Here is a 25,050-nt window from a genome sequence, read left to right as displayed (position 1 = left end):
TTTTCTCTTCATTATAGCTCTGTAAACAGAGTTTTTTATCTTATTCGCTTTTTGTTTATAGAGGAAAATAGATTTTGTATTTTAAATAGACATTATGGGAAAGAAAAATTATCAGCTCGATCTTTTTGATGCCCATTTGGTGGAAACCATGATTTTTTTATAAAACTTGACTTTCTTTTGCCTAAAAGGTGAGTGTTTTTTTGTGCCATATCATCGAGGCTCATTGGAGGCTGACGCATAATTTTACTCCGCTCTTGATTCTCTGATTCTTGTATAAGTTTTTGAATAACTTGATCGGTTGAGTAAGAATTTTCATGAGAAAAGGCATAAAAATTTGAAATATTTTTCAATGGTTTTTCTAAATAAGAGGCAAGTTTTTTCTTTCCTTCAGGGGTGAAATGCATGCCATTATTGGTGCGTAATTTGGTTATTTTTCCATTAATATCATAGCCTGAAAAAGAAAAATTTCCTTCTTCATCACTAAAGCCGCTCCAGATATCGAGAAAATACCCTCCTGCTGTTTCTGTTTCTTGTTTATAGAGCGCATTAAAAATTTTCATTTTTTGTGTCAAAAGGTCATTTTCAAAAGAAGGTTGACCTATCCATATCCATGATTTTCCAGAGGCGTGAAGACTTTCAGTAATTTCGATAATTCTTTGTTTGTAGATGCGCATCCATTCTGACTGATCTGTGTTAATCATGTTATGAGAGTCTGTGATGGGTTGATTATCATTTGCACCGATCATCATGATAATAACATCGGGGCTATTTTGGTCAATGAGTTTAGAAATATTGCTTTGCCAAGAATAATAATCCGTTCGAACTAAGCCGGAAGCTGGCATTGTGTTGTTCATGATAACGATATCGCTATTATTTATAAAAAATTTCTTAAGTGCATCAGCAACAGCAGAAGCTGCAAAATCCCCTATGACAAGAATGCGCTTTGCATTCTCATTTTTTAGCTTTTGTATGTTTTTTTGTGTTACGATCTTTTTTTGCGGCTTGTCTATTTTTTGTTCTATAATTTGCGGTGGCTGCTGTGTCTGTTTGTTTTGTTGTGACAACCATTTGAAGAAGTTCGTTGCTTTACTTGGGGATGGCTGTAAGATTCCCACAATAGAAAGTGAAAACAGCAATAATGTCAAGTATATCAGGCGAGAAAGAGACAAAACCTTATTCTCCATTATTGTTTGCGAAGGAGAAAAAGCACTTGAGATGATGGATATCCATTTGCTTTTAGTCCGTGACGGAGTTGAAAAGCTTTAATTGCTTCGCGAGAGGCTGTTCCGATTTTTCCATCAACATTCCCTTTATAATAGCCCAGTGTCTTTAAGCGCGATTGCAGTTCTTTACATTCTTGGAAAGTAATAGATTGAAAAGGTCTTTGCCAATTATGCACCAATCCAGGATGTCCAGCGATGCGATCAGCAAGAAGGCCAACAGCAAATGCATAACGATCTGCATTATTATAATGTTTCAGAACAAAGAAATTTTTTGTGACTAAAAATATAGGTCCTTTTGCTCCATCTGGATATTTTAATATTGCTTGTTCAGCTAATGTAGGAAGAGGATGCCCATTTGCGTGTTTTACACCTAATTTTTTCCATTGTTCAAAGGAATACCAGCCTTCAGGAAGGTTTTTCCCCTGCGGCACTTTTACCTCTACTCCCCAAATAAGATTAGGTTGCCAGCCATTTTTGTGGAGAAGGTTAGCTGCAGTAGCCAGAGCATCTGGAACAGAGTTCCAGATATCACGCCGTCCATCTTGGTCCATATCAACTGCATAGGTGAGATAACTGCTTGGAATAAATTGTGTATGCCCCAATGCACCGGCCCAAGATCCTGTGAGTTGAGAGCGTTTAATTTCGCCACTTTGTAGAATTTTCATAGCAGCAATCAGCTGTGTATATGCATATTTTCCACGTTTTTTATCAGCATAGGCTAAAGTTGCAAGAGAGCGAATGGTATCACGCATTACACTTTTATTGGCTAAAACCTTCCCATAGTTGCTTTCCATTGACCAAATAGCAAGCAGAATATTGCGGTCAACACCAAAACGTTTTTCAATTTGAAGAAGCCATTTGTTCCATTTTTGAGTTTGGCGCCGTCCTTCCTCAATTGCAATATCATGGACACGATTATCGAAATAGTTCCATGAAGGAGCAACAAATTCCGGTTGGTATGCGGCGCTTTTTAGAACTTCTGGATCAATGGCATTAACACCTTTAAACGCCATATGAAACGTAGAAGGGGTAATATTGTGAGCAATAGCTATTTTTTTAAATTCTTTAATCCAGTGTTTAAATCCGCTATCAGCATATGAAAGGGATATAAAAAACATAAAAAAAGCAGAAAAAATAACGGCAGAGACAGTGAAAAGAGTTCTCCAAGTTATTGACTCCTCTAAAAAGAGATTCTTCAATTCTGTTTTTTGCATTTTGAAATCCCCATTAATATTCAATTCATTAGATGTGCAATAACTTTATTTTGTATTTAGTTTAATCGATAATATGATCAAGAAGAGGAAAAAACTGAAATAAATAATTCGTTTTAATCCTTTCAATAAATTCTCAGACTCTTTTTACATTTTTGATTGCCCATTATAATGATAATCAAAACAATAAGATATCTTTTTTACCATTTCGTAAAAACATATGATAAATAAAACAAAAAAGTTATATGAATTCATTGAGGAGGGTGAGTGTGCGTAAAATCCGGAAAGCAGTATTCCCAGTAGCAGGTCTTGGTACGCGTTTCCTTCCTGCGACAAAAACGATTCCTAAAGAAATGCTAACAGTTGTTGATAAACCTGTTATTCAATATGTTGTGGATGAGGCGAGGGAAGCTGGTATTGAGCATTTTATTTTTGTGACTGGACGTAACAAAGCAGTCATTGAGGATTATTTTGATGCGCAAGTTGAATTATACACGACACTTGCTGAATGTGGAAAGAAAGAAGATCTTGCACACTTATACCGTTTACAGCCATTACCAGGGTCAACTTCTTTCACTCGGCAACAGCAACCTTTGGGATTAGGGCATGCTCTTTGGTGTGCGCGTGAATTAGTTGCAGGGGAACCTTTTGCTTTATTATTACCCGATATGTTGATACAGGCGAAAAAGGGCTGTCTTTCTGAAATGATGAGCCTTTATGAAAAGGTGGGTGGGGGAAATATTATAGCAGTTCAGGAATGCGATCCTAGAGAAACACATAAATATGGTATTGTTGGGAAAGGCAAACAGATTGCAAATGGTTTTGAAATCACAAAAATGGTAGAGAAACCAGTACAAGGAACGGCACCATCAAATTTGTACATCAATGGACGTTATATTTTGCAGCCAGAAATTTTTAATATTCTTTCCACTCAAGAACGGGGAACAGGAAATGAAATTCAATTAACAGATGCTATGATACGGCTTTCAAATGAGCAAGATTTTTGGGGTTTGCAAGTAAAAGGGCGCACTTTTGATTGCGGTTCTAAAGCTGGTTTTATTGAAGCCAACGTTGCATTTTCTTTGGCACGCGCTGATATGCACAGCCACGTTTCTACTTCATTGAAAAATTTACTAGAAACCATTAATGTTGAAAAGTGATATAGATCTCTCACTTAATTTTATTGATCGAATTTGATTATGACAATACCGTCTCCTCATATGGCTTTGCAAGGTGCAGTTGCATCAGCGCTTAAAACACTTGCTAGTGAAAAGCAGGGGCTTGAAGCCCTTGAAAAAGCTCTTCTGGAAAGTCTTTCTTCTTCTTTTGAAGCGGCTGTTCAAACTATTAGAAATGCTTGTGGACATGTGGTCATTACTGGTCTTGGAAAAAGTGGTCATATAGGGACAAAAATTGCAGCAACCTTAGCCTCAACTGGAACACCTGCCTTTTTTGTGCACGCTGCAGAAGCCAATCATGGTGATCTTGGTATGATTGGTTCTGATGACGTTATTCTTGCTTTATCATGGTCTGGTGAAACTCAAGAGTTAAGTGGTATTATGAGTTATGCGGCGCGTTTTCGTATTCCTCTTATTGCGATGACATCAAGTAAGCACTCTGTGTTAGGACGACAAGCTGATATTGTGCTATTATTACCAAAGATAGAAGAGGCTTGCCCCCATGGTTTAGCCCCTACAACTTCAACAATTATGCAATTGGCAATGGGAGATGCATTAGCGGTTTCTCTTTTAGAAATGCGTGGTTTTACCGCAACGGATTTCAAAATATATCATCCTGGTGGCTCTCTTGGTGCAAGCCTTAAATACGTGTGTGATATTATGCATGAGGGTGATAATATTCCTTTGGTTATGCAGGGAACAGCTATGACTGAAGCGATGAATGTTTTGGTGGAAAAACATTTTGGTTGTGTTGGTGTTGTGAATCAAGAAGGTGAACTAATCGGAATTGTAACTGATGGCGATCTTGCACGTAACATTCATTTTAATTTATCAAAATTTAATGTTGACGAGGTGATGACCAAAGCTCCTAAAGTTGTAAAGCCAAATACACTTGTTGGTGCAGCAACAGCTTTTATTAATGATCATCAGATTGGTGCATTTTTTGTGGTTGAAGATAAAAAACCGATAGGAATTGTTCATTTTCATGATCTTTTGCGCATTGGCGCTGCTTAGATTAAGCTTCCCTATCAAATAAAATGTTATAGGTTGAAATAGATTGAATGATACAAAGTTACAATTTTATTGTGAGGTGGCTTTATTGATATTTTGTGGAAGAAAATGATTATTTTACGCATTTCATAATGTTTAAAAAATTCTCAGGGGCTAGATTATACTAGCCTCTTTGCGTATTTTAGAGAGGATTTTCTATCAGGAGGAGAAAGGATATCGCCTTCTGCTTAATGTGTGTGCTCCCTCTGTTCTTAAGAGAGGTTTCCCTTGTACTTTGTTAAGATTTCCGCTTAAGGAAAAACTGTGCTCCTGTATGTGAGGTGCAGAGAAGTTGTGTGGCGTCATATGACATTGTACAATTGACTCTAGAAATTGTTCCACGGAGAATAGAGCGTATTTCAATTTCTATATTTTGGGCATTGAGATAATTATATGCTCCTTCTGATAGTTTTTCTTCTGTATCTGCTGCACGCGTTTCAAAAACACCATTGTGGAAAGAAGAAATAATACCATTCTCATCAACCCATTTTCCATCAATTCCAGTTGGCATATTTGAGTTATAATATCGCGAAAAGTTACAGGCACTTAACAGCAAGGCGGTAATTGTAAGACATAAAATATGATAGGGATGTTTCATTTATTGCACTCTATTTAGATTATTTTGCTCTCTAGTTTCTATAACATTATTAAATTACCCCATGAGTCAATATGAAAAATTTGATAAAAATCAATGAAAAAGCAAAAAAATGGAAAAAAATGCCTTAATGTTGTATTTAATTGACAGCTTGATGAAGTTCGTAAGTGAAACACAAGAGGTAAAATATTTCTTATGGTTTACAACAATTTTTATATTAAGCTGCTAAGTAGTCTCAAAGGAGATTATTGACATTATGGTTGGTCCCATTCTTGTTGCGAGTGAAGATTATGGAAGACGTATAGAACTTTCTTCTATGCTGCGAGGTTTTGGTTATCGTGTCATTGAAGCAGAAAATGGTCTCCGTACGATTGATCTTTTACACAGGCGTAAAAACATTGTGCTTGCACTCCTTGATGTTGTTATGAGTGATTTGAGTGTGAGCGATTTGATTAAAATGATTAGAGTTGCTGGTGTTTCTGTTCCTATTGTCGTTATAGCACAACAAGAGAATCAGCATTTACTCCAGAAAGCTTTAACAGCTGGAGCTATTGATTATTGGATCCATCCAGTAACATTATTACGCGTAAGAGTTACTTTGGATATCCTTGCTCTTATTTCTGCCTTGGAGCATGAGGTTCGAGATATTCGGCGAAAAAAAGAGAATCATTTACGGTTTTCTGATCTTTGCGTAAAAAGTAGAGCTATGCAGATAGTGTTAGAACAATCGAGACAAGCAGCAACTTCTTTACAGAATCTTTTGATAGAGGGGGAAGCTGGAACAGGACGTGAGACATTAGCTCGGATTATTCATCATGAGGGATTATTTTCGGAGGGTGTTTTTGTTCGCTTTCAATGTTCAGCCATCGTTGATCCAGAAGAAGAAAATCAGCAGTGGTTTAAAGAATTCCTACCATTGGTTTCTTCTCTTGAAAAAGGGACACTTTGCCTTTGTGATATTGATCGACTTGAGCCCATACAGCAAAAACGGTTTGCTCATTACCTTAAAGAAAGGGAAAGGGATACAAAAGGAGATTTTTTTCCTTTTCGGATCATCGCTATTTCAACATCGCGTTTAAAGGACTTGGTTAATGAGAACTTTTTTTTGCATAGTTTGTTTGAACAATTTTCTCACTTGTCTATTAGCGTCCCTGCTTTACGAGAATTAAGGGATGATTTTCCAGAGATCACACAACGTTTGATTGATCGCATTATCACAGAAACAGGGCGATCACATGTCCATGGTTTAGCAGGCTCTGCTCTTTCCTTGCTTATGCAGTATGATTGGCCTGGCAATAGAAATGAGCTTGAAACCTTTTTATTTCGTGCGATTTTACTCAGTGAAGGACCGTTATTAACTGTTCGAGATTTTCCGCAATTAATGGGAAATTCATTAATGAGTGTTCCCAATATCATTGAGGGTAATATGCAAGAAGATAATGAGCAAGAATCGATAAAATTTTTGAATACTGATGGGCATGTACGTACTTTTGCAGAGATGGAACATGATATTATAGAGAAAGCGATTAAACATTATAAAGGACATATGAGTGAGATTGCGCGCCGCCTTCATATTGGTCGCTCTACACTTTATAGAAAAATGGAAGAATTGAGAGCAATAAGAAATCAAGAACGAAAGTAAAATTCATAACAAATTTCTCTTCATGACAAGCATGCGTTTCAAAAAAATAGAGTGGATTTTGATAAATTCCGTGGAGGAAGCTTAAGAAAACAATCATTTATTGTAAAATTTATCTATAGAGGATGATTTTGTAGATTTAAATCAAATATAAATTTTATGTGACTATTTTAATCGTTTGTTTCAATTTATACAATTTTAGTTAAGTTTACATTTATTAAAACAGAGAAGCATTTTTAAAAACTTTTAAATACTACCGCTAAAATTTTTGTATCATCAATATTAAATTTATACTCTCTTAAGCAAGAAGTGGCATTTTATCTGCTATACGATTAAGATAAAGTGATTAGTGTTATCGTTTGCATTACTGATGATGTGATAGTTTAAAATAGAAAGTTTACCCTCTTTGACTCTTTTACAGATTGTTATTGGTTTTGTCCTCTTTTTTTTATTGCATCTATGTTGGCAATCTACACCTATGGGCGTTTTGTGAAAAATGCTAGGGGGCAATGTTCTTATGCGTTACCTATTCAGAAAGATGAAACTAAGCTTGATCGTATCGTCAGTCAATTAGCTGAGGAAGAAAATGGATTGGGGATTGATAAAGATGCCCTTTCCCTCATTATCAGCAATTTGGATGCGTTTTGTGTTCGTGCAATAGGAGCTGCAGAGGCTGGGCGTAGCCTTGATCTGATGTATTATATTTGGGATGATGATTTAACGGGGCGCCTATTATTAAGTGAAATAGTTGAGGCAGCTGATCGAGGGGTTCGGGTACGGCTTCTTTTGGATGATATTAATGCTCAGGCACGTGATCCAGCTTATATTGCGCTAGATAGACATCCTCATATTGAGGTGAGAATGTTTAATCCAGGGCGATCGCGTAAAGGTGGTTTACGCCGTGGTTTAGAAATTATATTACGGGCAATTACTGTAACACGTAGAATGCATAATAAAGCTTTTATTGTTGATGGCAGGGTCGCTTTTGTAGGAGGACGTAATCTTGCAGATTCTTATTTTGATGCTGGTAAAGAATCCCATTTTCGAGATTTAGATTTGATGTTAATCGGTCCTTCTGTTAAAAAGGTAGAAAGTATCTTTGATGATTTTTGGAATAGTGCTGTTGTTTTGCCAATTCATACTTTAGTTGTTCCTAAAAGCGCAAGTGATCTTAGCTATTGGAAAGATAAATTACGAAAGTTTCGTGATTCCAAGGTTGCAAAAGTTTATTTAGATTATGTCAAAGAGCACATTAACTTTAATTGTTTTATCCAAACAGGAAAGCGGTTATTTTTAGCAGACAAAGTTGTTGTTCTTTCTGACCCTCCAGAAAAAGCATTGCGTAAAAAAGCAAGCAATTGGCTTATGAAGGCACTTTCAAAGGTTATTGGAAATGCCAAAAAAACGGTTCAGATTACGTCACCTTATTTTGTTCCTGGTAAGGTTGGCACGCAGAATTTTAGTAATTTGGTTTCAAAGGGTGTTGATGTCAAAATTCTGACAAATTCTTTAGCTGCTACTGATGTAGCATTAGTGCATGGTGGTTATGTACCTTATCGTAAGGCATTGTTGAAAAGTGGTGTTAATCTTTATGAATTAAAAGCGGAAGGCAATACTCATGGGTTGCGATTGTTTCGATCGAGTAAGGCAAGTTTACATGCTAAAGCTTTTTTAATTGATCGTAAAACAGCTTTTATTGGATCTTTAAATTTTGATCCAAGATCAGCATCATTAAATACAGAAATGGGCATTCTTTTTGAATGTGCTCCCATTACAGCAAGATTAGATTTGTTGTTTTCTGAAGAAACCACAGGGGAAATGAGCTATCATCTGCGTCTTGGTGATAATAATCGTATTTATTGGGATTTTATTGAAAATGAAAAAAAATATAGCATTGACTATGAGCCAGAAAGTAATTTTTGGCGTCGCGCATTTGCAAAAATAATAAGTTGGTTACCTATTGAATCACAATTGTAAATTTTTATAAACCACACTTAAAAAAAATATTTATTTTTCTTTTCATTTTGTTTGTAGCATGGCATAATTTTTTGCCAATCTACCATGTATGAGAACCGCAGTTGTATTTTAAAGCTTCTTGCGGTGTTTTATTATAAAAGGAATTTTGATATGGCAAAGATTGTTGAAACGGGGACAGGTGCATTGGCACTGACTTTTGATGATGTACTTTTACAACCCGGTCATTCTCTTGTTATGCCTAGTCAAGTGGATCTCAGTACGCGCATTGCAGCGGATATTAAGCTCAATTTGCCATTGCTTTCTGCGGCAATGGATACGGTAACAGAATCGCGTTTGGCAATTGCTATGGCTCAAGCTGGTGGTCTTGGGGTTATTCATCGTAATATGTCTCCTGCAGAGCAGGCAGAAGAAGTTCGCCAAGTAAAAAAGTTTGAATCTGGTATGGTTGTTAATCCAGTCACCATTGGACCAGATGCAACACTTGAAGAAGCAAAATCTTTGATGCGCTCTCATGGTATTTCCGGTATTCCGGTTGTTGAAAATGGTGCTAAAGGTGAAACTGCTGGACGGCTTGTTGGCATTTTGACAAATAGGGATGTGCGTTTTGCATCGGATCCCAAACAAAAAATTTATGAATTAATGACGCATGAAAATTTAATCACAGTGCGTGAAAATGTTCAACTCAATGAAGCGAAGTATCTTTTACACCATCATCGTATTGAAAAATTATTAGTTGTGGATGAACAGAATCGTTGTGTCGGACTGATAACAGTTAAGGATATTGAAAAAGCAAAATTAAATCCAAACGCTGCCAAAGATTCACAAGGTCGCTTGCGTGTTGCAGCTGCAAGTAGTGTAGGGAACGATGGGTTTGAGCGGGCTGAACGATTAATTGATGCAGGCGTTGATATTCTAGTAATTGATACTGCACATGGACATTCTCAGCGTGTATTAGACACTGTTGAGCGTATTAAAAAAATGACGTTTTCTCCAGCTATTATTGCTGGTAATGTGGCGACTGCTCAAGCAACACAGGCTTTGATTGACAGTGGTGCGGATGCTATAAAAGTTGGGATTGGTCCTGGTTCTATTTGCACAACGCGAATTGTTGCAGGTGTTGGTGTTCCTCAGCTTGCAGCCATTATGAATGCTGCAGAAGTTGCTGAAAAAGCGGGCATTCCCGTTATTGCTGATGGGGGGATAAAAGCTTCCGGTGATTTTGCTAAAGCCTTAGCAGGTGGGGCTTGTGCTGCTATGATTGGCTCTCTTTTAGCGGGTACAGAAGAAAGTCCTGGCGAAGTTTATCTTTATCAAGGACGATCCTTTAAAGCTTATCGCGGCATGGGATCTGTTGGTGCTATGGCACGAGGATCGGCAGATCGCTATTTTCAAGATGATGTTCGTGATGAACTTAAGTTAGTTCCTGAAGGTGTGGAGGGGCAGGTGGCTTACAAAGGTCCTATAGCATCAGTTCTACATCAGCTTGCTGGTGGACTTCGTGCTTCGATGGGGTATGTTGGAGCAAAAGATCTCGTAGAGTTTCGTGAAAAAGCAACGTTTGTACGTATTACGAATGCGGGACTCCATGAAAGTCATACGCATGATGTTTCTATCACACGAGAGAGTCCAAATTATCGTGGACCAGTTTAAAGATACAAGAGCCTAATATCATATTGCATAAATATAAAATTTTCCGAGAACAAGAAAGAGAGATTGCGCTTTTTTCTGTTTGTAATTTGGTGTAATAATCCCAAAAAGGAAAGAATTAGAGGTTAAAACTCTAATTCTTTCTGTTAAGACTATATGAAATAAGTTATATAAAATTAGAATTAACTTTTTGTTGTCTTCCGTCCAGTCTTTGACGCACGTTGGCGAGTGTTTGTCTGATCACTTTGGACGGATTTCTTTCCGTTGTTTGAGGGCATTGTATTATGACGGCTTTTAGACGAAGTTGTTTTTCCATTATTATAAGTCATTATTTTCTCCTTTAAAATTGTCTGGCAGTTGCCATTAGAGTAAAAACGGTCATGCCAAATAGTGGTTCCAAGCATTTTCTAAAAAGTTAATTTTTTGTTGAACGTAAGATGAACTTGTTTAATTTTATGAGAAGATTTTTTCTATTTTTTCAGAAGGATAGCCATATAAAGATGGGAGATATTTGATTTTTTTCTATTGTTCAGACAATCCTCGTAAATTTTATTTTACGCAAATAAATTAAAGAGTTTGGTTTTTTCGTAATGCATGGCGGAAATAAGTTCTTTATGGATGGCTACGTATCTTTTAGCATAAGAGGTAGAAGGATAAAAAGCGAATGGGCAGAAGATGAAAGGAAAAATTTAGATACTCTAAATTGGATCTTATAAAAAAGTATGATCAGATCATTTTAATATTGAATGTAAATTTTTTATGGCTTTGAGAAGGTTTCATTGGCAAGAAGGCTAATATTATTTTTTTAGATGATTTAAAATTTTATTATTTTAATGGGAGAAATGAATGCGATTAGGTGGGCGTTTGCAAGCAGCAATAGATGTTCTCACAGAGATAGAAGTGAAGCATCGCCCAGTAGGAGAAGCTTTAAAGGATTGGGGTCTTTCTCATCGCTTTGCTGGAGCAGGTGATCGTGCAGCTATTGGTACAATCGTTTATGATGTTTTAAGACGACGTTATTCTTTACAATGGCGTATGGAGAGTGATGATATCCGAGATATCGTTTTTGGTGCCTTATTAGATTCTGAAAAAATGACGCTGGAGCAAATTGACGGTGAATTGGCAGAAGATCGGTTTGCACCGCAGTTATTAGGGGCTAAACAGCGTAAATCGTGGCAAGGTCAGCAATTAGTGGATGCTCCAGACTATATTCGTGGTGATATTCCGCAATGGTGTCAAGCGCATCTGCGTCCTTTATTTGGTGATAATTGGATCACTGAAGCGGCTGCGTTAGCAACGCGTCCTTCTTTAGACCTACGGGTAAATAACCTAAAGGCAACACCAGAAAAGGTGCTGAAAGAATTAGCAAAAACCAAACTTAAATCTTTTCCATGGTTTGGGCAAGCTTTAAGAATTGCACCGATTGAAAAGTTTAATCGTCATCCCAATGTTCAAGTGGAACCAGCTTTTCAAAAAGGACACTTTGAAATACAGGATTTAGGATCTCAAATTGTTGCTCACCTTGTGGAAGCGCAAGAGAGCATGCAGGTATTAGATTATTGTGCAGGTGCTGGGGGCAAAACATTAGCTTTAGCTTCCGATATGAACAATCGTGGGCAAATTTATGCTTATGATTTTGATAAAGCGCGCTTAGCTCCTATTTTTGATCGTCTTCGACGCGCTGGTGTTCGTAATGTACAAACACGAGCACAAAAAGAAGAATTGAAGCCATTAATAGGCCAGATGGATAGAGTTCTACTAGATGCACCATGTAGTGGGACAGGAACATGGCGTCGTCGTCCAGATGCGAAATGGCGTTTAACATTAGAACAGGTGAAACAACGCCAAACAGAACAGAGGGATATTTTGAATGAAGCGATAGCTTATCTTAAGCCAAATGGGCGCCTAATCTATATTACCTGTTCTCTTTTTACAGATGAAAATGAGGAACAAATTTCCCATTTCCTTCAACAACATTCTCATTTTTCTCCAATAGATATGCCAGCGCTTTGGCAGAAACATTTTAGTTTTTCTCCTGTGCAACCAGTTTTTTCAAATTATGGACTTACTTTGTCGCCGGCCACAACACAAACAGATGGGTTCTTTTTATCTGTGTTGCAAAAAAAACATTGATCCATATTCTTACACTTTTTATCATAAACTTTACGAGAATAATCTTTTTCTTAAGAAAACAGGCTTGTGAAAAGAGAAAGATTGAATCATAACTCTCATGAGTTTTCTTTTACAATTGTTGATTGGTTTTCTATGAGCATATCACATCCAGACACTGTTCTTATTATTGACTTTGGTTCACAAGTTACACAACTTATTGCACGACGGGTACGAGCAATGGGAGTGTATTGTGAAATTACTCCTTTTCAATTGGCTTTAGAAGCTGTGCGCCGCATAAATCCTAAAGCTATTATTTTATCAGGAAGTCCTTATTCCGTTATTGATGAGGGCTCTCCGCGTGCTCCAATGGAAATTTTTGAGGCGGGTGTTCCGATTTTGGGCATTTGCTATGGTGAACAAGTCATGTGTGTTCAGCTTGGAGGAAAGGTTGAAGCTGGACATGAGCGTGAATTTGGGCGTGCTTTTTTGGAAGTTCAAGAAGAGAGTGCCCTTTTTGATGGAGTGTGGGAAAAAGGTTCTCGTTATCAAGTATGGATGAGCCATGGTGACCGTGTGGCAGCTTTACCAGAAGGTTTTCGTGTCATAGGAACCTCAAAAGGAGCTCCCTATGCGGCTATTGCTGATGAGAAAAGATATTTTTATGCGGTACAGTTTCATCCTGAAGTTATCCATACACCGGATGGTACAAAACTTTTGCAAAATTTTGTTCATAAGATCTCTGCTATTAAAGGCAATTGGTCAATGGCTTCTTATCGTGAGCAGGCAATTGCTACGATACGACAAAAAGTTGGGAAAAGTCGTGTGATTTGTGGTCTTTCAGGGGGAGTGGATTCATCTGTTGTAGCGGTACTCCTTTATGAAGCCATAGGAGATCAACTGACATGCATTTTGGTAGACCATGGGCTGATGCGCAAGAATGAAGCTGAAGAAGTTCTCACGCTCTTTCGTGATCATTATAATATAGAGCTTATTCACGTTAATGCTGCCGATATATTTCTTAATGCTTTAGAAGGTGAGACAGATCCAGAAAAAAAGCGCAAAACGATTGGTCGCCTTTTTATTGAAGTTTTCGAAGAAGAAACTAAAAAAATAGGAGGTGCAGAGTTTTTAGCACAAGGAACACTTTATCCAGATGTTATTGAGAGTGTGTCTGCTATTGGTGAAACGGTAACCATTAAAAGCCATCATAATGTGGGGGGGCTACCAGAACAGATGAATATGAAACTTGTAGAACCGTTGCGTGAGCTCTTTAAGGATGAGGTTCGCTTGCTAGGGCGAGAGTTAGGATTACCGGAGCAGTTTATTGGTCGCCATCCTTTTCCAGGTCCCGGTCTTGCAATTCGCTGTCCAGGTACTGTGACCCGTGAAAAATTAGAAATTTTACGTGAAGCAGATGCTATCTACCTTGAGGAAATCCATAAAGCTGGTCTTTATGACGAAATTTGGCAAGCTTTTGCTGTTCTTCTTCCTGTTCAAACTGTTGGCGTGATGGGGGATGATCGCACTTATGAATTTGTTTGTGCTCTTCGCGCCGTCACATCTGTAGATGGAATGACTGCTGATTTTTATCCCTATGATATGGCGTTTTTAAGTAAGACAGCAGCACGTATTATTAACGAAGTTAGAGGGATTAATCGTGTTGTATATGATGTAACCTCAAAACCTCCTAGTACTATTGAATGGGAATAATTAAAATGAAGGATAAGTTTTTTAAGAATAAAATATGACTGAGGGTTTGATATTTGAGAAGTGTAGAAAAAATCATTTAAAAATGATTGTGTATTTTCATATGATATAAGCCTTTATCTGACAATCTGTACGTCAATATCGTTTAAAATTGAGAAGTGTGGGATTTTGCATGTCTGAGAAAAAAATTGTTGCACACCGTGGAGGAGCTCATCTTTATCCTGAAAATACCCTTTCGGCATTTAATAATGCTATAGCGTTAGGTGTTGATGAAGTTGAATGCGACGTTCATTTGCTAAAAAGCGGTGAAGTGGTTGTCTTTCACGACTTCCGTCTAGACCAATTGGTTGGAAAAAAGGGGTATATTCATGACATTGATAATGAAACACGCAAACAACTCTGCGTAAAAGGAAGCCAAGAAGCACCTCCCTTATTAGAAGAAGTGCTTGATCTTTTAGCACCAACGAATGTTGCATTGCATCTTGAAATCAAGACATGCGGTGAAGTGGAGCGCGAAACAATATTATCCCAAAAAGCGCTTGCGCTAATAAAAAGCCGAAATTTATCAGAACGGGTTTCTGCAATTAGTTTTGATCCTTTTATCCTTCGTCCTTTTATTGAAGCAGGAATACCATCTGGTCCATGTGTTGATAATTTTGAAGGTGATATGTACCGTCATTTTTCTGAATGGAAGCAATTAGGTTATTCTGACCTAAGTTTAGATGGCTCTATTGTTTCACAGAACTTTATTGAATCAGCTCTTGAGGCTGGTTTTACTGTAGGGGTATGGACAATTAATGGAAAAGCTCGGTTATCATATTGGCTTGATATGCCTGTACATTATATTACGACAGATCAACCTGATCTCGCATTGCAATTGTGTGTACAAAGGTAAAAATACATCAACACAAAAGGAACTATATATCTTCATAAAGTTAGCGTAATGAAAGAAGAAAAATTATCTAATATATAACAATAATACATTGATTTATAATGATAATTAATATTTTACTCATGTGAGTAAGAGACCTTAATACGTAAGATTCTCTTATTTCAAATATTTTTACAATGAATCAATCAAAATCATTTGTTTGAACATTACAAGTAGGGTTGGTGTGTGGATAAAAAATGATTGAGAAAAGAATAAAAATATTCATTTAACGTATTTCAAATGCACGGCTTATTAAGCATTAGGGTCTCATATGATGATGTCGTTTTGCACTTTTATGAAGTGTAAAAATGATGGCATACAAAAAGTCTTATATACTTTAATGGAGAGGCTTTATGGCTTATTTTACAGGTTCTATCATGAAATGTAGATGTATTGAAAGATTTTTTAACAGCATGGAAATTGGTCATACAGTGTCATTTTGTTTTGCATGAGGGGTGTGATCTTGTTACAGGGAAAGAGACTATTAAGCGCTTCAAAATGATTTTCTTAATTTTAAAAAAATTCTATTTGTCTCTTCTTTAAATTCAGTAGCAACATCGTGTTAAAGTTATAAGCCGAAAGTTATAAGACAAATAATAAAGGAATAAACAATTCTTTTTAAAAAAGTAAATCCAGATATTAAAATAGTCATTGAATGATATTTACGATCCATATCTTTTTACCAAGTGACTTTGCTTATTTAAGCCATCTCACTTTTTTCAGATAGTTACAAACGCGTATTTCGTGAATATATAAGAAAGCTTATAAAAGAAAATAAATAAATTTAAATAAATTCATTTGACCTTTAGGTGGTTCCTGTTTAAATGAGAGAATATGTTTCTGAAATAAAACTGTCATAGCATGTTCATGTGTAATACTATAAATTTAGGGGGTAGTTTGTATTCCATCACTTCAGAAAGGGTGAAGCATGAGTCGTTTTTATCTTTCCATAGCGGCCACGGTTGCTATCATAATGTCCACAGCGGGGATGACAGAAAGTTTTGCACAGACAAAAATCAGCTTTTGGCATTCTATGAGTGGTGAATTAGGAAAGCAAACTGAAAGTCTCATTAACGATTTTAATGCAAGTCAATCTGAGTATAAAGTTGTTTCTTCATTTCGCGGTGAATATGAAGAGGGATTGATTTCACTCATTGCAGCATTTCGTGGAAAGAAACAGCCAGTACTTGCTCAAATTTATGACGTTGGTACTGGAATTATGATGGCTGCAAAAGGCGCAATCTACCCATTTTATCAACTTATGGCTGATACAAAACAAGAATTTGATCCTACAGATTATTTCCCTGTTATTAGTGGTTATTACTCCGATGAACAGGGACGTATCGTCTCTATGCCATTTAATATTTCAACACCCATCCTTTATTATAACAAAGATATCTTTAAAAAAGCAGGGCTTGATCCAGAACAGCCTCCTAGAACGTGGCAAGATATAGAAAACTTTTCCAAGAAAATTCTTGAGACTAAAGCGGCAAATTGTGGTTTTACAATGGCTTATGCCGCTCAATGGATCGGTATAGAAAATTTTTCAGCGTTGCATAATGTTCCTTTTGGAACGAAGGAAAATGGCTTTAAAGGACTTGATTCAGAACTTACATTTAATGGACCTTTACAAGTGCGTATGTGGGCTGACCTGAAAAAGTGGTCTGATCAAGGTATTTTCCGTTATGGTGGTCCAGCAGGTGCATTAGATTCAACACCAATGTTTATGGCACAAAATTGTGCAATTTTTATGCAATCTTCAGGATCACATGCTGGGATTGTTTCTGAAGCTCAGTTTAATGTGGGGGTTGGTATGCTACCGTACTATAAGGATACAGAAGGAGCACCACAAAATTCAGTTATTGGGGGAGCTTCTATTTGGGCGTTTAAGGGCCATACTCCAAAGGAATATGCAGGGGCAGCCGCTTTTCTTAAATTTCTTTCAAAAACAGAAAATCAAGCAAAATGGCATCAGGAAACAGGTTATCTCCCAACCACAAAAGCGACTTATGAATTGAGCAAAAAACAACATTTCTATGAAAAAACGCCAGGTGCGGATATAGCTATCAAACAGATTAATCTTAATCCACCAACAGTTAACTCAAAAGGGATAAGATTTGGTAATTTACCACAAATTCGTGCCATTCTTGATCAAGAGTTGGAAGCTGTTCTTAGTGGTTCAAAAACGCCGAAAGATGGTTTAGATGAGACCGTTGAACGTGGAAATAAACTCTTGCGTGAATTTGAAAGATCTAATCATTAATTTCGTTTTATTGTTAAACAAAAAAGACTCAACAAAAACGGTTGAGTCCTTTTTGTTTACTTTTTAAAGTCTCTACATTTAAAGAGCCCTACGAATGCAAGAAAAACATGCATATTTTAAAAATAGTCTACTTTCTTACGGACTGCTTTTTCCTCAGCTTCTTGTGACTTTTTTGTTTTTCTTTTGGCCTGCTGCTCAAGCAATAAAATCATCTTTTGAGCGTGAAGACCCTTTTGGCTTTACAACAACCTTTATTGGTTTTGAGAATTATCTAACCGTTCTTTCTGATCCTACATATCGGCAATCGCTTCTTACAACCGCAGTATTTTCCATCTCAGTTACTGTCGCTTCAATGACAATATCACTTCTCTTAGCTGTCTGTGTTGATCGTGTCATCCGTGCAAAAAAGGCTTATACAATGCTTTTGCTCTGGCCCTATGCTGTTGCTCCAGTATTGGCAGGTATATTGTGGCTGTTTATCTTTCATCCCACCATCGGAATTATCCCTTTTTTTCTCGAGAAAATAGGGGTGCTATGGAATTATCGTATTAATGGCACTCAAGCAATGATTCTTATTGTCATTGCGGCTAGTTGGAAACAAATTTCTTACAATTTTCTCTTTTTTCTTACAGGTCTTCAGTCTGTTCCGCGTTCTCAAATAGAAGCAGCCGCCATTGATGGTGCTGGTCCCTTTAAACGATTTTGGACAGTGGTTTTCCCGCAAATTTCACCAACGACGTTTTTCCTTCTTATTGTCAATGTCAATTATGTTATGTTTGATACTTTTGGTATTATTGATAATACAACTTCTGGAGGTCCTGCGCGTGCAACGAGCATCCTCGTCTATAAAGTATATGACGATGGCTTTAGAAATCAAATAATCGGTGCATCAGCAGCACAATCAACAATATTGATGTTGATGGTTATTGTCTTAACGTTTATCCAGTTTCGCTGGATTGAGCGCCGTGTACAATATTAGGAAACAAATTATGGTTGAAAATCGCCCTGTTTTGAAATTTCTAACCCATATTACTCTTATTGTTGGTATTATCATTATTTGCTTTCCAGTTTATGTTGCTATCATTGCATCAACTCATAGTTCAGCAGCATTTAACTCAGGAACACTTCCTCTTTTGCCTGGGAAATATGCTCTGGAAAATTATAAAACAATCTTTGGTGATGGCCTTGCACAGCTGGGTTTGCCCAACCTCTGGCCACTCTTAATGAATTCATTCATTATGGCTCTTGGGATTAGCGTTGGAAAAATTATTATTTCACTTTTGTCTGCTTATGCAATTATTTACATGCGCTTTCCCTTCCGAAAAACTGCTTTTGTTCTTATTTTTGTTACATTGATGCTCCCTGTCGAAGTTCGTATTCTTCCAACCTATGAGATTGTTGCGAAATTGGGGATGGTTAACACCTATAGTGGAATGATTATTCCACTTATTGCATCTGCAACCGCTACATTTTTATTTCGCCAGTTTTTTTTGACTGTTCCAGATGAACTCTTAGAGGCGGCACGTGTTGATGGTGCAGGTCCAGTTAAATTTTTTAAGGATATTCTTCTTCCTCTTAGTAAAAGCAATATCGCTGCTTTATTTATCATTATGTTCATTTATGGATGGATACAATATCTCTGGCCTCTTATCATCACAACGGATCAAAATCATCAAACGATCCTTATTATTTTAAAACAGCTTATTGTCGAATCACTTCAACATGATCCTCAATGGAATATACTCATGGCAGTATCGGTTGTTGCCATGGTTCCCCCTGTTCTTGTTGTTATCTTCATGCAGCGGCTTTTTATCAAAGGCCTTATTGAAACGGAGAAGTAATTGTGGCCATAATCCAGTTATCAAATATAAAAAAACAGTATGACAACGGCATTCTGGTCATTGATGATTTAAATTTAACTGTTGCCGATAAAGAACTTCTTGTTCTTGTCGGTCCTTCAGGGTGCGGAAAATCGACCTTATTACGTATTATAGCAGGACTTGAACAAGTTACTTCAGGTGAATTATGCATTGATAACGAATGTATCAATGATCGTGAACCAGCTGATCGTGATATCGCTATGGTTTTTCAAAATTATGCCCTTTATCCCCATATGACAGTTCGTGGAAACTTAGAATATGGTCTTAAAAATCGTAAAACTCCTAAAGAAGAAATTAAAAAACGTATCGCACATGCTGCAAAGCTTTTGGAGATAGAACCATTTCTTGATCGTAAACCACGACAATTATCAGGAGGACAACGTCAGCGTGTTGCAATGGGGCGTGTGATTGTACGTCAACCCCGTGTTTTTCTCTTTGATGAACCTCTTTCAAATCTTGATGCAAAATTACGGGCGCAAATGTGTATTGAAATAAAAACACTACAGCGTTCATTAGGAACAACGAGCCTCTATGTTACCCATGATCAACTAGAAGCTATGACATTAGCTGATAGAATAGTCGTTTTGAATAAAGGAGCTATCGAGCAAATTGGAACACCAATGGAAATTTACGATACTCCAGCAACAACATTTGTTGCTGATTTTATTGGTTCTCCTCCTATGAATTTTCTTGATCGCCATGTCTTAGAACAACATTTAGGGCATTCATTTTCTTATGGCGAAGAAACTGATCTTTTGGCATTCAGACCTGAAATAATCTTATTGGGACAACATCCAGATAAAGGGCCTGTCTTTCACACAAAAATTGAGCTTATCAAGCTTATTGGAACAGGTTGCCATGTTTTAACGCGTTGGAATGGTATCATCTTTACGATTGAAATAAAAGAACGCTTGACACAAGACTATGGTCAAAAACTAAGTTTCACAGTTGCTCATCAGAATTTTCATACTTTTAATAAAAACACAGGAAAGCGCACAAATAATAAGTAAGCATTACTTGATGTGACACGACTCTCTTTTATGCTGCGTCATGATAATGTTGTGTTTTGACTTTCTCGATTACATTTACAAACTCAGGTTGTAACCGATGGGATTAAAAACAAAATTTTAACAGTTTTGGTAATGATCCATTGTCCCATGGCGCTGAGAATGTCAAAACATTTATATGAAGAAATTTTGCATTTTCACGGTCTGTAAGAAGAATATAATTTTCAAACATCATTTTCATTATAAAAAAATATCAATATAGAATAAATCTTTATTAACCATATTTTTACTCATTTATAATTTTGTTATAAAAAAACATATTATAATATGTTTCTTGATGTAATAATTTATGTGTATTATAAAAGTAAATGAGAGAAATAGAGAGAAAAAATGAGTCACAGATAAGGGAGGATGCGCCCCATATCTTGGCTTTGACCCCTAACATAAGAAGTCTACTTGATCCACAAAATACGACGCTGTTTTAAATAGTCTGTACGAAAATAGGCGCATTCTATTTTACCGCTGGCCATATGATCTAAAATGGTTTCAGAGCTCCTATAAGAAGCATTTGTTTTTTCTACCAATCACATAAATTAGAGAGAAACCTATGCGCGCATGCTGCAAGTTTATTTTTTTCTCATGTAAATCACTATGCAATTCTCAGCGAGGGTATCTGATAAGTTGCAAAAAAATCACTGAGAGATAGAAGGCGTGCTTGTTTTAGAATTTTCATTACTTTTAACGATAAAAGCAGATGAAACACATCTGTAACATCTCATCGATCTTTTCTATATTCTTGAGTTAAAAATTGCCTATAGATCATCCTCAAACAGATCTTTATGAATATAGCATAAGGGATCGATGCGAACACCTATAAGAATCAGCAGAGACAAAGACAGTTATATTATTGTTTTACAAAGCATTTTATAAAAGCTGGTATATTTTTTCAATATATTACCAGTCTATTAATGGTTTTATGATATTACTTTCTTATAAAGCGCGTGCTTTTTGTTGCTTATAAATCAACCTAAACTTTATACAGCAGTATGTTTGAGACAAATATGAAGACGGTTCAGTGCTGTATTCAGTTTTGTATGCCAGAGTAGAATAAGCTTATCTGCTTGTGTAATTTTTAAAATGAGGAGACAGCTTAATTTAGGGGGGGGAATATGAAAGCATCAAGATAAAAAATAGATTCTGTCTTTAGCATCATCTTTTAATTTAGTATTGCAATTTTCAAAAACATCTGAGCCAGTGTCTCTTACATAATGGCGATTAAGCATTGCCGAACACATTTTTTTACGTTCTTTGAATAGAATTGCATCTCTCATACAAAACAGAATACCTAAACAGAAGGCTATTGGGTTGCCAATTTACGCACTTTTTTTAAAAAATATCTTGCAAGGTTGTTCCAACTATTTGTTCACGCAGTCGTTTATAAGTAGTATAACATAAAATCCATTGTGTATCGCCATCTTTATGCTTATAAAAATGCAAGCTGGGGCCATCATCATACTCTCTTTCAGTCTCCAACATTGCAACAATTATTGTGTTGAGACTCTTCATAAGAGGCATTTTTTCTTCAAGTGGTTTTTATTCATACACTAATTCTACTTGCGTGTTATAAATGAAGTTGGATAGATAAAAATACTTTAAGAAAAAGACACCAAATTCTTCTTATGAATCGTTTCAAGTGTCGAGAGTTATTGTAAAAGAAGCATTGAAAAATAGAATGCTACTGCTGACAGTTTGGGCACCATGAGGCAATAAATCCACTTACTTTATCTATCTTAGAATCTATAGAGTATAAATTTCTCTGTAAAAGTAACTTTATTTCATATCAATGTTATCAATTATAGCTGTTGGAGCATCATTAGTAACATAATCATAGACCTACGATTTTATGAACTCTTTTTTACCTCTTTTATAGAAGATCTTAATGTTTTGTGATAGCATCAATGATGGTATTCACATTGTGTTCCATCATATCGAGATAAGTTGCTGCAGGGCCATTTTTGTTTGACAATGCATCAGAATAAAGTGTTCCACCAATTGTTAAACCTGTTTCTTTTGCAATCTGTTTTATGAGACGGGGATTAGAGATATTTTCAACGAATAGGGCAGTTGCTTTATTCGCTTTAATTTGTTTTATAAGTTTAGCAACATCGGCTGCGGTTGCTTCAGTTTCTGTTGAAGCACTTTGAGGGGCAAGGATAGTAAAACCATATTCCTTGGCAAAATAGCCAAAGGCATCATGAGATGTGATAATGATACGTTTATCTTTAGGAATGGTAGCAATTTTTGTTTTCAGGGTATCTTGTGCTATTTTAAGTTTTTGGATGTAGGTTTCGGCATTTTTTTTGTAGCTGGTGCAGGATTGTGGATCGATTTTACAAAAAGCAGCAGCGATATTTTTCACATAGATTTTGACATTGGGAATTGTTTGCCAAGCGTGTGGATCAATAACGCTATGGTGGTGATGGGCATTATGTTCTTGATTTTTCATTTTGAGAGAGGGAATGTTAGCGCTAACTTCGACAAGAAGTGCTTTTGTACCGCTTGCTGTAATGAGGCGATCAATGAATCCTTCTAAATGAAGCCCGTTGATGAAAATAATTTGAGCATTTCTAAGCGCTTGAGCATCATGGGGGGTAGGTTCATAAGTGTGGGTATTCGCATTTGGACCTACAAAAGTAGTCATAGAGATATGGTTGTCTCCTACATTTTTTACGAGATCTGCGAGAATAGAAAAGCTCGCAACAACTTTGATTTTATTGTGTGCAGAAGCAGAAAATGGAGAAAGAGCAAGCAATAAAGCTCCAAGAAGAACAAATTTTTGAGCAAACTTAGGCACATTTTTTCCTTAAAGTGAGGAGGTATAAAAGAGGTGGGGAAACCATGTTACAATAAAGCCACGTGGACTTATCAAACAGGAAACGAGATAAATAAATCCTGCGGCAATGATGATAGCAGGGCCGGAGGGAAGTGAAAGATGAAAAGAAAGCAGGAGACCACATACGCTAGAAATGATTCCAAAAAGAGTGGAAAGCGCGCAAATAGGGCCTAGCCGTGAAAACCAAAAACGGGCTGTAATGGCTGGAATCATCATAATGCCAACGGAAAGTAATGTTCCCAATGATTGAAAGCCTCCAACCAGATTCAACACCACAAGTCCAAGCAATGAAATATGAATATATTTACTCAATGGAGAGAGTGATTTAAAAAAGAGGGGGTCAAAGCTTTCTAAAACGAGTGCACGCCAAAAAATACAAAGGCTGCATAGTGTAATCAGCATTATAGTAGCGATTAACCAAAGGGCTTGTGCATCAAGTGCAAGAACCGATCCGAATAAGAGATGAAGCAGCTCAATTGTTGAGTCTTTCAGTGAGATAATAATAACACCTGCCGCGAGTGCAATAAGATAAAAGACGGTCATGGATGCATCTTCTTTCTGAAAGCTGTTTCGTGAAATCAAAATGGTTGCTAAAGCAACAATAAGACCAGCGAAGATGCCACCAAGTGTCATAGATATGAGGGAAAAACCACAAATCAGAAAAGCAGTTGCAACACCAGGAAGAATGGCATGAGAGATAGCATCTCCTGTCAAGCTCATTCCACGGAGCATCAAAAACACACCAACAGGACAAGTGCTAATAGACAGAAAAATAGAACCGATAAGGGCGTTTTGCATAAATTGGAAATCAACAAAGGGGGCAAGAAAAAATGCATACACGTCTTATAACCTAAGAAAGAGAGAATCATTGATGAGAAGATTTTGTTTTTGTGCGCTAATAGGGAAAGAATTGGATATGAGATGTGGCATAACGTGATGAATGGTGTTGTTTAAAAACTGTGTTGTTTCTCCATAAAAGGCGTTTTGTTGATCAATTTGAATCATTTGGGGGAAAAATTCTTGCACGATGAGAGGGTTATGGAGTGCTGTGAGAATTGTGCGTCCTTGCTGTTGCCAGTATGTGATCAGTGCAAGAAGGTCTTTTTGGGTATTATGATCTACACCATTGAAAGGTTCATCAAGTAAAATAATATTGGCATCTTGTACAATGATACGTGCAAAAAGAGCGCGTTGCAATTGCCCGCCTGATAATGTTTCAAGTGAACGGGGTGCGAGTTCTGTAAGCCCAACCATTTTAAGAGCATTTTGAATCTTAGAATCATAAGGGCGCTGATTCTTCCATAATCCACAAAAAGACCACAGTCCTGTTTTTACAAGCGTTTTCACATCAATTGGAAATGTTTGATCTACATCACATTGCTGAGCAAGATAAGCAATGCGGCTTTTTTTTGGTTTTGTAATTTTTCCTTTAAGAGGTTTAATCAATCCGGCGATGGCTTTTAGCAGTGTCGATTTTCCAGCACCATTATCACCTGTTATTGCAACCAATGAACCAGCTTTTAACTTTGCTGAAAAGTTCTTTATTGCTATTCTATTCCTATAGCCTAATGTTGTTTTATTGAAGTACAGATCCATATTTTTTACCATCGTTGCTTATTATTTTGGAAACTATGTAATAATATAACGTTTGTCAACAAAATGTTATATTATTACATAGTTTTGAGTACTGAAAATTTTAGTGTGAAGATCGTGGAAAATTAAAAATAATAATTGAAT

At 36.7% G+C, this 25,050-nt stretch carries 19 protein-coding genes and 1 pseudogene; 12 read left to right on the top strand and 8 right to left on the bottom strand.

All coding sequences use genetic code 11. The annotated features are described in order from the left end of the window. Positions 1 to 92 precede the first annotated feature (92 nt). Both ACFIK1_RS01740 and ACFIK1_RS01735 read right to left on the bottom strand, forming a co-directional pair. Positions 93 to 1,169: an SGNH family hydrolase gene (locus ACFIK1_RS01740; RefSeq protein WP_375661935.1), complete on the bottom strand. Its 1,077-nt coding sequence runs from the start codon at positions 1,167 to 1,169 to the stop codon at positions 93 to 95. A 14-nt stretch (positions 1,170 to 1,183) separates the two neighbouring features. Continuing rightward, a complete protein-coding gene (locus ACFIK1_RS01735) occupies positions 1,184 to 2,437 on the bottom strand; it encodes a lytic murein transglycosylase (RefSeq protein WP_375661934.1) in 1,254 nt (417 codons plus the stop codon). 266 nt (positions 2,438 to 2,703) lie between these two features. On the opposite strand from ACFIK1_RS01735, the gene ACFIK1_RS01730 reads away from it, so the two are divergent. Continuing rightward, positions 2,704 to 3,594 (top strand): UTP--glucose-1-phosphate uridylyltransferase, encoded by an 891-nt coding sequence (locus tag ACFIK1_RS01730; RefSeq protein WP_375661933.1) that lies wholly within the window; start codon positions 2,704 to 2,706, stop codon positions 3,592 to 3,594. Between the two features lie 39 nt (positions 3,595 to 3,633). Then, on the top strand, positions 3,634 to 4,626 hold the full coding sequence (locus tag ACFIK1_RS01725; RefSeq protein ID WP_375661932.1) for an SIS domain-containing protein: 993 nt from the start codon (positions 3,634 to 3,636) through the stop codon (positions 4,624 to 4,626). Between the two features lie 274 nt (positions 4,627 to 4,900). Here the strand turns inward: ACFIK1_RS01725 and ACFIK1_RS01720 are convergent, their stop codons facing one another. After that, positions 4,901 to 5,260, bottom strand: a complete 360-nt coding sequence (locus ACFIK1_RS01720; protein WP_375618071.1) for a hypothetical protein — start codon at positions 5,258 to 5,260, stop codon at positions 4,901 to 4,903. Between the two features lie 253 nt (positions 5,261 to 5,513). Here ACFIK1_RS01720 and ACFIK1_RS01715 point away from each other — a divergent pair, with 253 nt between their 5' ends. The 3 genes and pseudogenes from ACFIK1_RS01715 to guaB all read left to right on the top strand — a co-directional run bounded on the left by ACFIK1_RS01715 (position 5,514) and on the right by guaB (position 10,523). Continuing rightward, positions 5,514 to 6,899, top strand: a complete 1,386-nt coding sequence (locus tag ACFIK1_RS01715; protein ID WP_375655127.1) for a sigma-54-dependent transcriptional regulator — start codon at positions 5,514 to 5,516, stop codon at positions 6,897 to 6,899. Between the two features lie 403 nt (positions 6,900 to 7,302). Continuing rightward, positions 7,303 to 8,873 (top strand): annotated as a pseudogene (locus ACFIK1_RS01710) (phospholipase D family protein). Between the two features lie 150 nt (positions 8,874 to 9,023). Further along, positions 9,024 to 10,523 carry an IMP dehydrogenase gene (gene guaB / locus ACFIK1_RS01705; RefSeq protein WP_375613284.1) on the top strand — a complete coding sequence of 500 codons (1,500 nt, stop codon included), beginning with the start codon at positions 9,024 to 9,026 and terminating at the stop codon, positions 10,521 to 10,523. A 179-nt stretch (positions 10,524 to 10,702) separates the two neighbouring features. Here the strand turns inward: guaB and ACFIK1_RS01700 are convergent, their stop codons facing one another. Further along, positions 10,703 to 10,849: a hypothetical protein gene (locus ACFIK1_RS01700; RefSeq protein WP_273722522.1), complete on the bottom strand. Its 147-nt coding sequence runs from the start codon at positions 10,847 to 10,849 to the stop codon at positions 10,703 to 10,705. A 517-nt stretch (positions 10,850 to 11,366) separates the two neighbouring features. Here ACFIK1_RS01700 and ACFIK1_RS01695 point away from each other — a divergent pair. The 7 genes from ACFIK1_RS01695 (at position 11,367) to ACFIK1_RS01665 (ending at position 20,423) form a co-directional block, all read left to right on the top strand. Beyond that, positions 11,367 to 12,653 (top strand): RsmB/NOP family class I SAM-dependent RNA methyltransferase, encoded by a 1,287-nt coding sequence (locus ACFIK1_RS01695; RefSeq protein WP_375661931.1) that lies wholly within the window; start codon positions 11,367 to 11,369, stop codon positions 12,651 to 12,653. A gap of 132 nt (positions 12,654 to 12,785) precedes the next feature. Continuing rightward, on the top strand, positions 12,786 to 14,342 hold the full coding sequence (gene guaA, locus ACFIK1_RS01690) for a glutamine-hydrolyzing GMP synthase (protein WP_375661951.1): 1,557 nt from the start codon (positions 12,786 to 12,788) through the stop codon (positions 14,340 to 14,342). A gap of 169 nt (positions 14,343 to 14,511) precedes the next feature. Next, positions 14,512 to 15,234, top strand: coding sequence for a glycerophosphodiester phosphodiesterase (locus ACFIK1_RS01685; RefSeq protein ID WP_375661930.1), 723 nt, complete (start codon positions 14,512 to 14,514; stop codon positions 15,232 to 15,234). 964 nt (positions 15,235 to 16,198) lie between these two features. Then, entirely contained in the window at positions 16,199 to 17,533 is a 1,335-nt protein-coding gene (gene ugpB / locus ACFIK1_RS01680; protein WP_375661929.1) for a sn-glycerol-3-phosphate ABC transporter substrate-binding protein UgpB, read from the top strand. Positions 17,534 to 17,627: 94 nt separating this feature from the next. Continuing rightward, entirely contained in the window at positions 17,628 to 18,512 is an 885-nt protein-coding gene (gene ugpA, locus ACFIK1_RS01675) for a sn-glycerol-3-phosphate ABC transporter permease UgpA (RefSeq protein WP_375621175.1), read from the top strand. Positions 18,513 to 18,522: 10 nt separating this feature from the next. Then, complete coding sequence (gene ugpE / locus ACFIK1_RS01670; RefSeq protein ID WP_375633937.1) at positions 18,523 to 19,374, top strand: sn-glycerol-3-phosphate ABC transporter permease UgpE; 852 nt, start codon at positions 18,523 to 18,525, stop codon at positions 19,372 to 19,374. Positions 19,375 to 19,376: 2 nt separating this feature from the next. After that, positions 19,377 to 20,423, top strand: a complete 1,047-nt coding sequence (locus ACFIK1_RS01665) for a sn-glycerol-3-phosphate import ATP-binding protein UgpC (protein ID WP_375634596.1) — start codon at positions 19,377 to 19,379, stop codon at positions 20,421 to 20,423. A gap of 1,383 nt (positions 20,424 to 21,806) precedes the next feature. Here the strand turns inward: ACFIK1_RS01665 and ACFIK1_RS01660 are convergent. The 4 genes from ACFIK1_RS01660 to ACFIK1_RS01645 all read right to left on the bottom strand — a co-directional run bounded on the left by ACFIK1_RS01660 (position 21,807) and on the right by ACFIK1_RS01645 (position 24,909). Continuing rightward, the gene (locus ACFIK1_RS01660; protein ID WP_375661928.1) at positions 21,807 to 21,986 is read right to left on the bottom strand and encodes a DUF4102 domain-containing protein; all 180 of its coding nucleotides are present in this window, start codon (positions 21,984 to 21,986) and stop codon (positions 21,807 to 21,809) included. Between the two features lie 370 nt (positions 21,987 to 22,356). Next, positions 22,357 to 23,274: a metal ABC transporter solute-binding protein, Zn/Mn family gene (locus ACFIK1_RS01655; RefSeq protein WP_375613291.1), complete on the bottom strand. Its 918-nt coding sequence runs from the start codon at positions 23,272 to 23,274 to the stop codon at positions 22,357 to 22,359. Between the two features lie 9 nt (positions 23,275 to 23,283). Beyond that, positions 23,284 to 24,153 (bottom strand): metal ABC transporter permease, encoded by an 870-nt coding sequence (locus ACFIK1_RS01650; protein ID WP_375661927.1) that lies wholly within the window; start codon positions 24,151 to 24,153, stop codon positions 23,284 to 23,286. Between the two features lie 3 nt (positions 24,154 to 24,156). Next, positions 24,157 to 24,909, bottom strand: coding sequence for an ABC transporter ATP-binding protein (locus tag ACFIK1_RS01645; protein WP_375661926.1), 753 nt, complete (start codon positions 24,907 to 24,909; stop codon positions 24,157 to 24,159). Positions 24,910 to 25,050 lie beyond the last annotated feature (141 nt).

Source organism: Bartonella sp. OC16QHHD (assembly GCF_042194035.1).
Taxonomy (GTDB): Bacteria; Pseudomonadota; Alphaproteobacteria; order Rhizobiales; family Rhizobiaceae; genus Bartonella.
The sequence above is the reverse complement of the archived record's forward strand: the minus strand, read 5'-3'. Positions and strand labels throughout refer to the sequence as shown.

What these genes read in the sequence shown, in the direction of transcription:
- ACFIK1_RS01720 (WP_375618071.1), bottom strand. Translation starts at nt 5,260, where the DNA reads ATGAAACATCCCTATCATATTTTATGTCTTACAATTACCGCCTTGCTG.
- ACFIK1_RS01685 (WP_375661930.1), top strand. Translation starts at nt 14,512, where the DNA reads ATGTCTGAGAAAAAAATTGTTGCACACCGTGGAGGAGCTCATCTTTAT.
- ACFIK1_RS01735 (WP_375661934.1), bottom strand. Translation starts at nt 2,437, where the DNA reads ATGCAAAAAACAGAATTGAAGAATCTCTTTTTAGAGGAGTCAATAACT.
- ACFIK1_RS01695 (WP_375661931.1), top strand. Translation starts at nt 11,367, where the DNA reads ATGCGATTAGGTGGGCGTTTGCAAGCAGCAATAGATGTTCTCACAGAG.
- guaA (WP_375661951.1), top strand. Translation starts at nt 12,786, where the DNA reads ATGAGCATATCACATCCAGACACTGTTCTTATTATTGACTTTGGTTCA.
- ACFIK1_RS01645 (WP_375661926.1), bottom strand. Translation starts at nt 24,909, where the DNA reads ATGGATCTGTACTTCAATAAAACAACATTAGGCTATAGGAATAGAATA.
- ACFIK1_RS01725 (WP_375661932.1), top strand. Translation starts at nt 3,634, where the DNA reads ATGACAATACCGTCTCCTCATATGGCTTTGCAAGGTGCAGTTGCATCA.
- ugpB (WP_375661929.1), top strand. Translation starts at nt 16,199, where the DNA reads ATGAGTCGTTTTTATCTTTCCATAGCGGCCACGGTTGCTATCATAATG.
- ACFIK1_RS01700 (WP_273722522.1), bottom strand. Translation starts at nt 10,849, where the DNA reads ATGACTTATAATAATGGAAAAACAACTTCGTCTAAAAGCCGTCATAAT.
- ugpE (WP_375633937.1), top strand. Translation starts at nt 18,523, where the DNA reads ATGGTTGAAAATCGCCCTGTTTTGAAATTTCTAACCCATATTACTCTT.
- ACFIK1_RS01660 (WP_375661928.1), bottom strand. Translation starts at nt 21,986, where the DNA reads ATGAAGAGTCTCAACACAATAATTGTTGCAATGTTGGAGACTGAAAGA.
- ugpA (WP_375621175.1), top strand. Translation starts at nt 17,628, where the DNA reads ATGCAAGAAAAACATGCATATTTTAAAAATAGTCTACTTTCTTACGGA.
- ACFIK1_RS01715 (WP_375655127.1), top strand. Translation starts at nt 5,514, where the DNA reads ATGGTTGGTCCCATTCTTGTTGCGAGTGAAGATTATGGAAGACGTATA.
- guaB (WP_375613284.1), top strand. Translation starts at nt 9,024, where the DNA reads ATGGCAAAGATTGTTGAAACGGGGACAGGTGCATTGGCACTGACTTTT.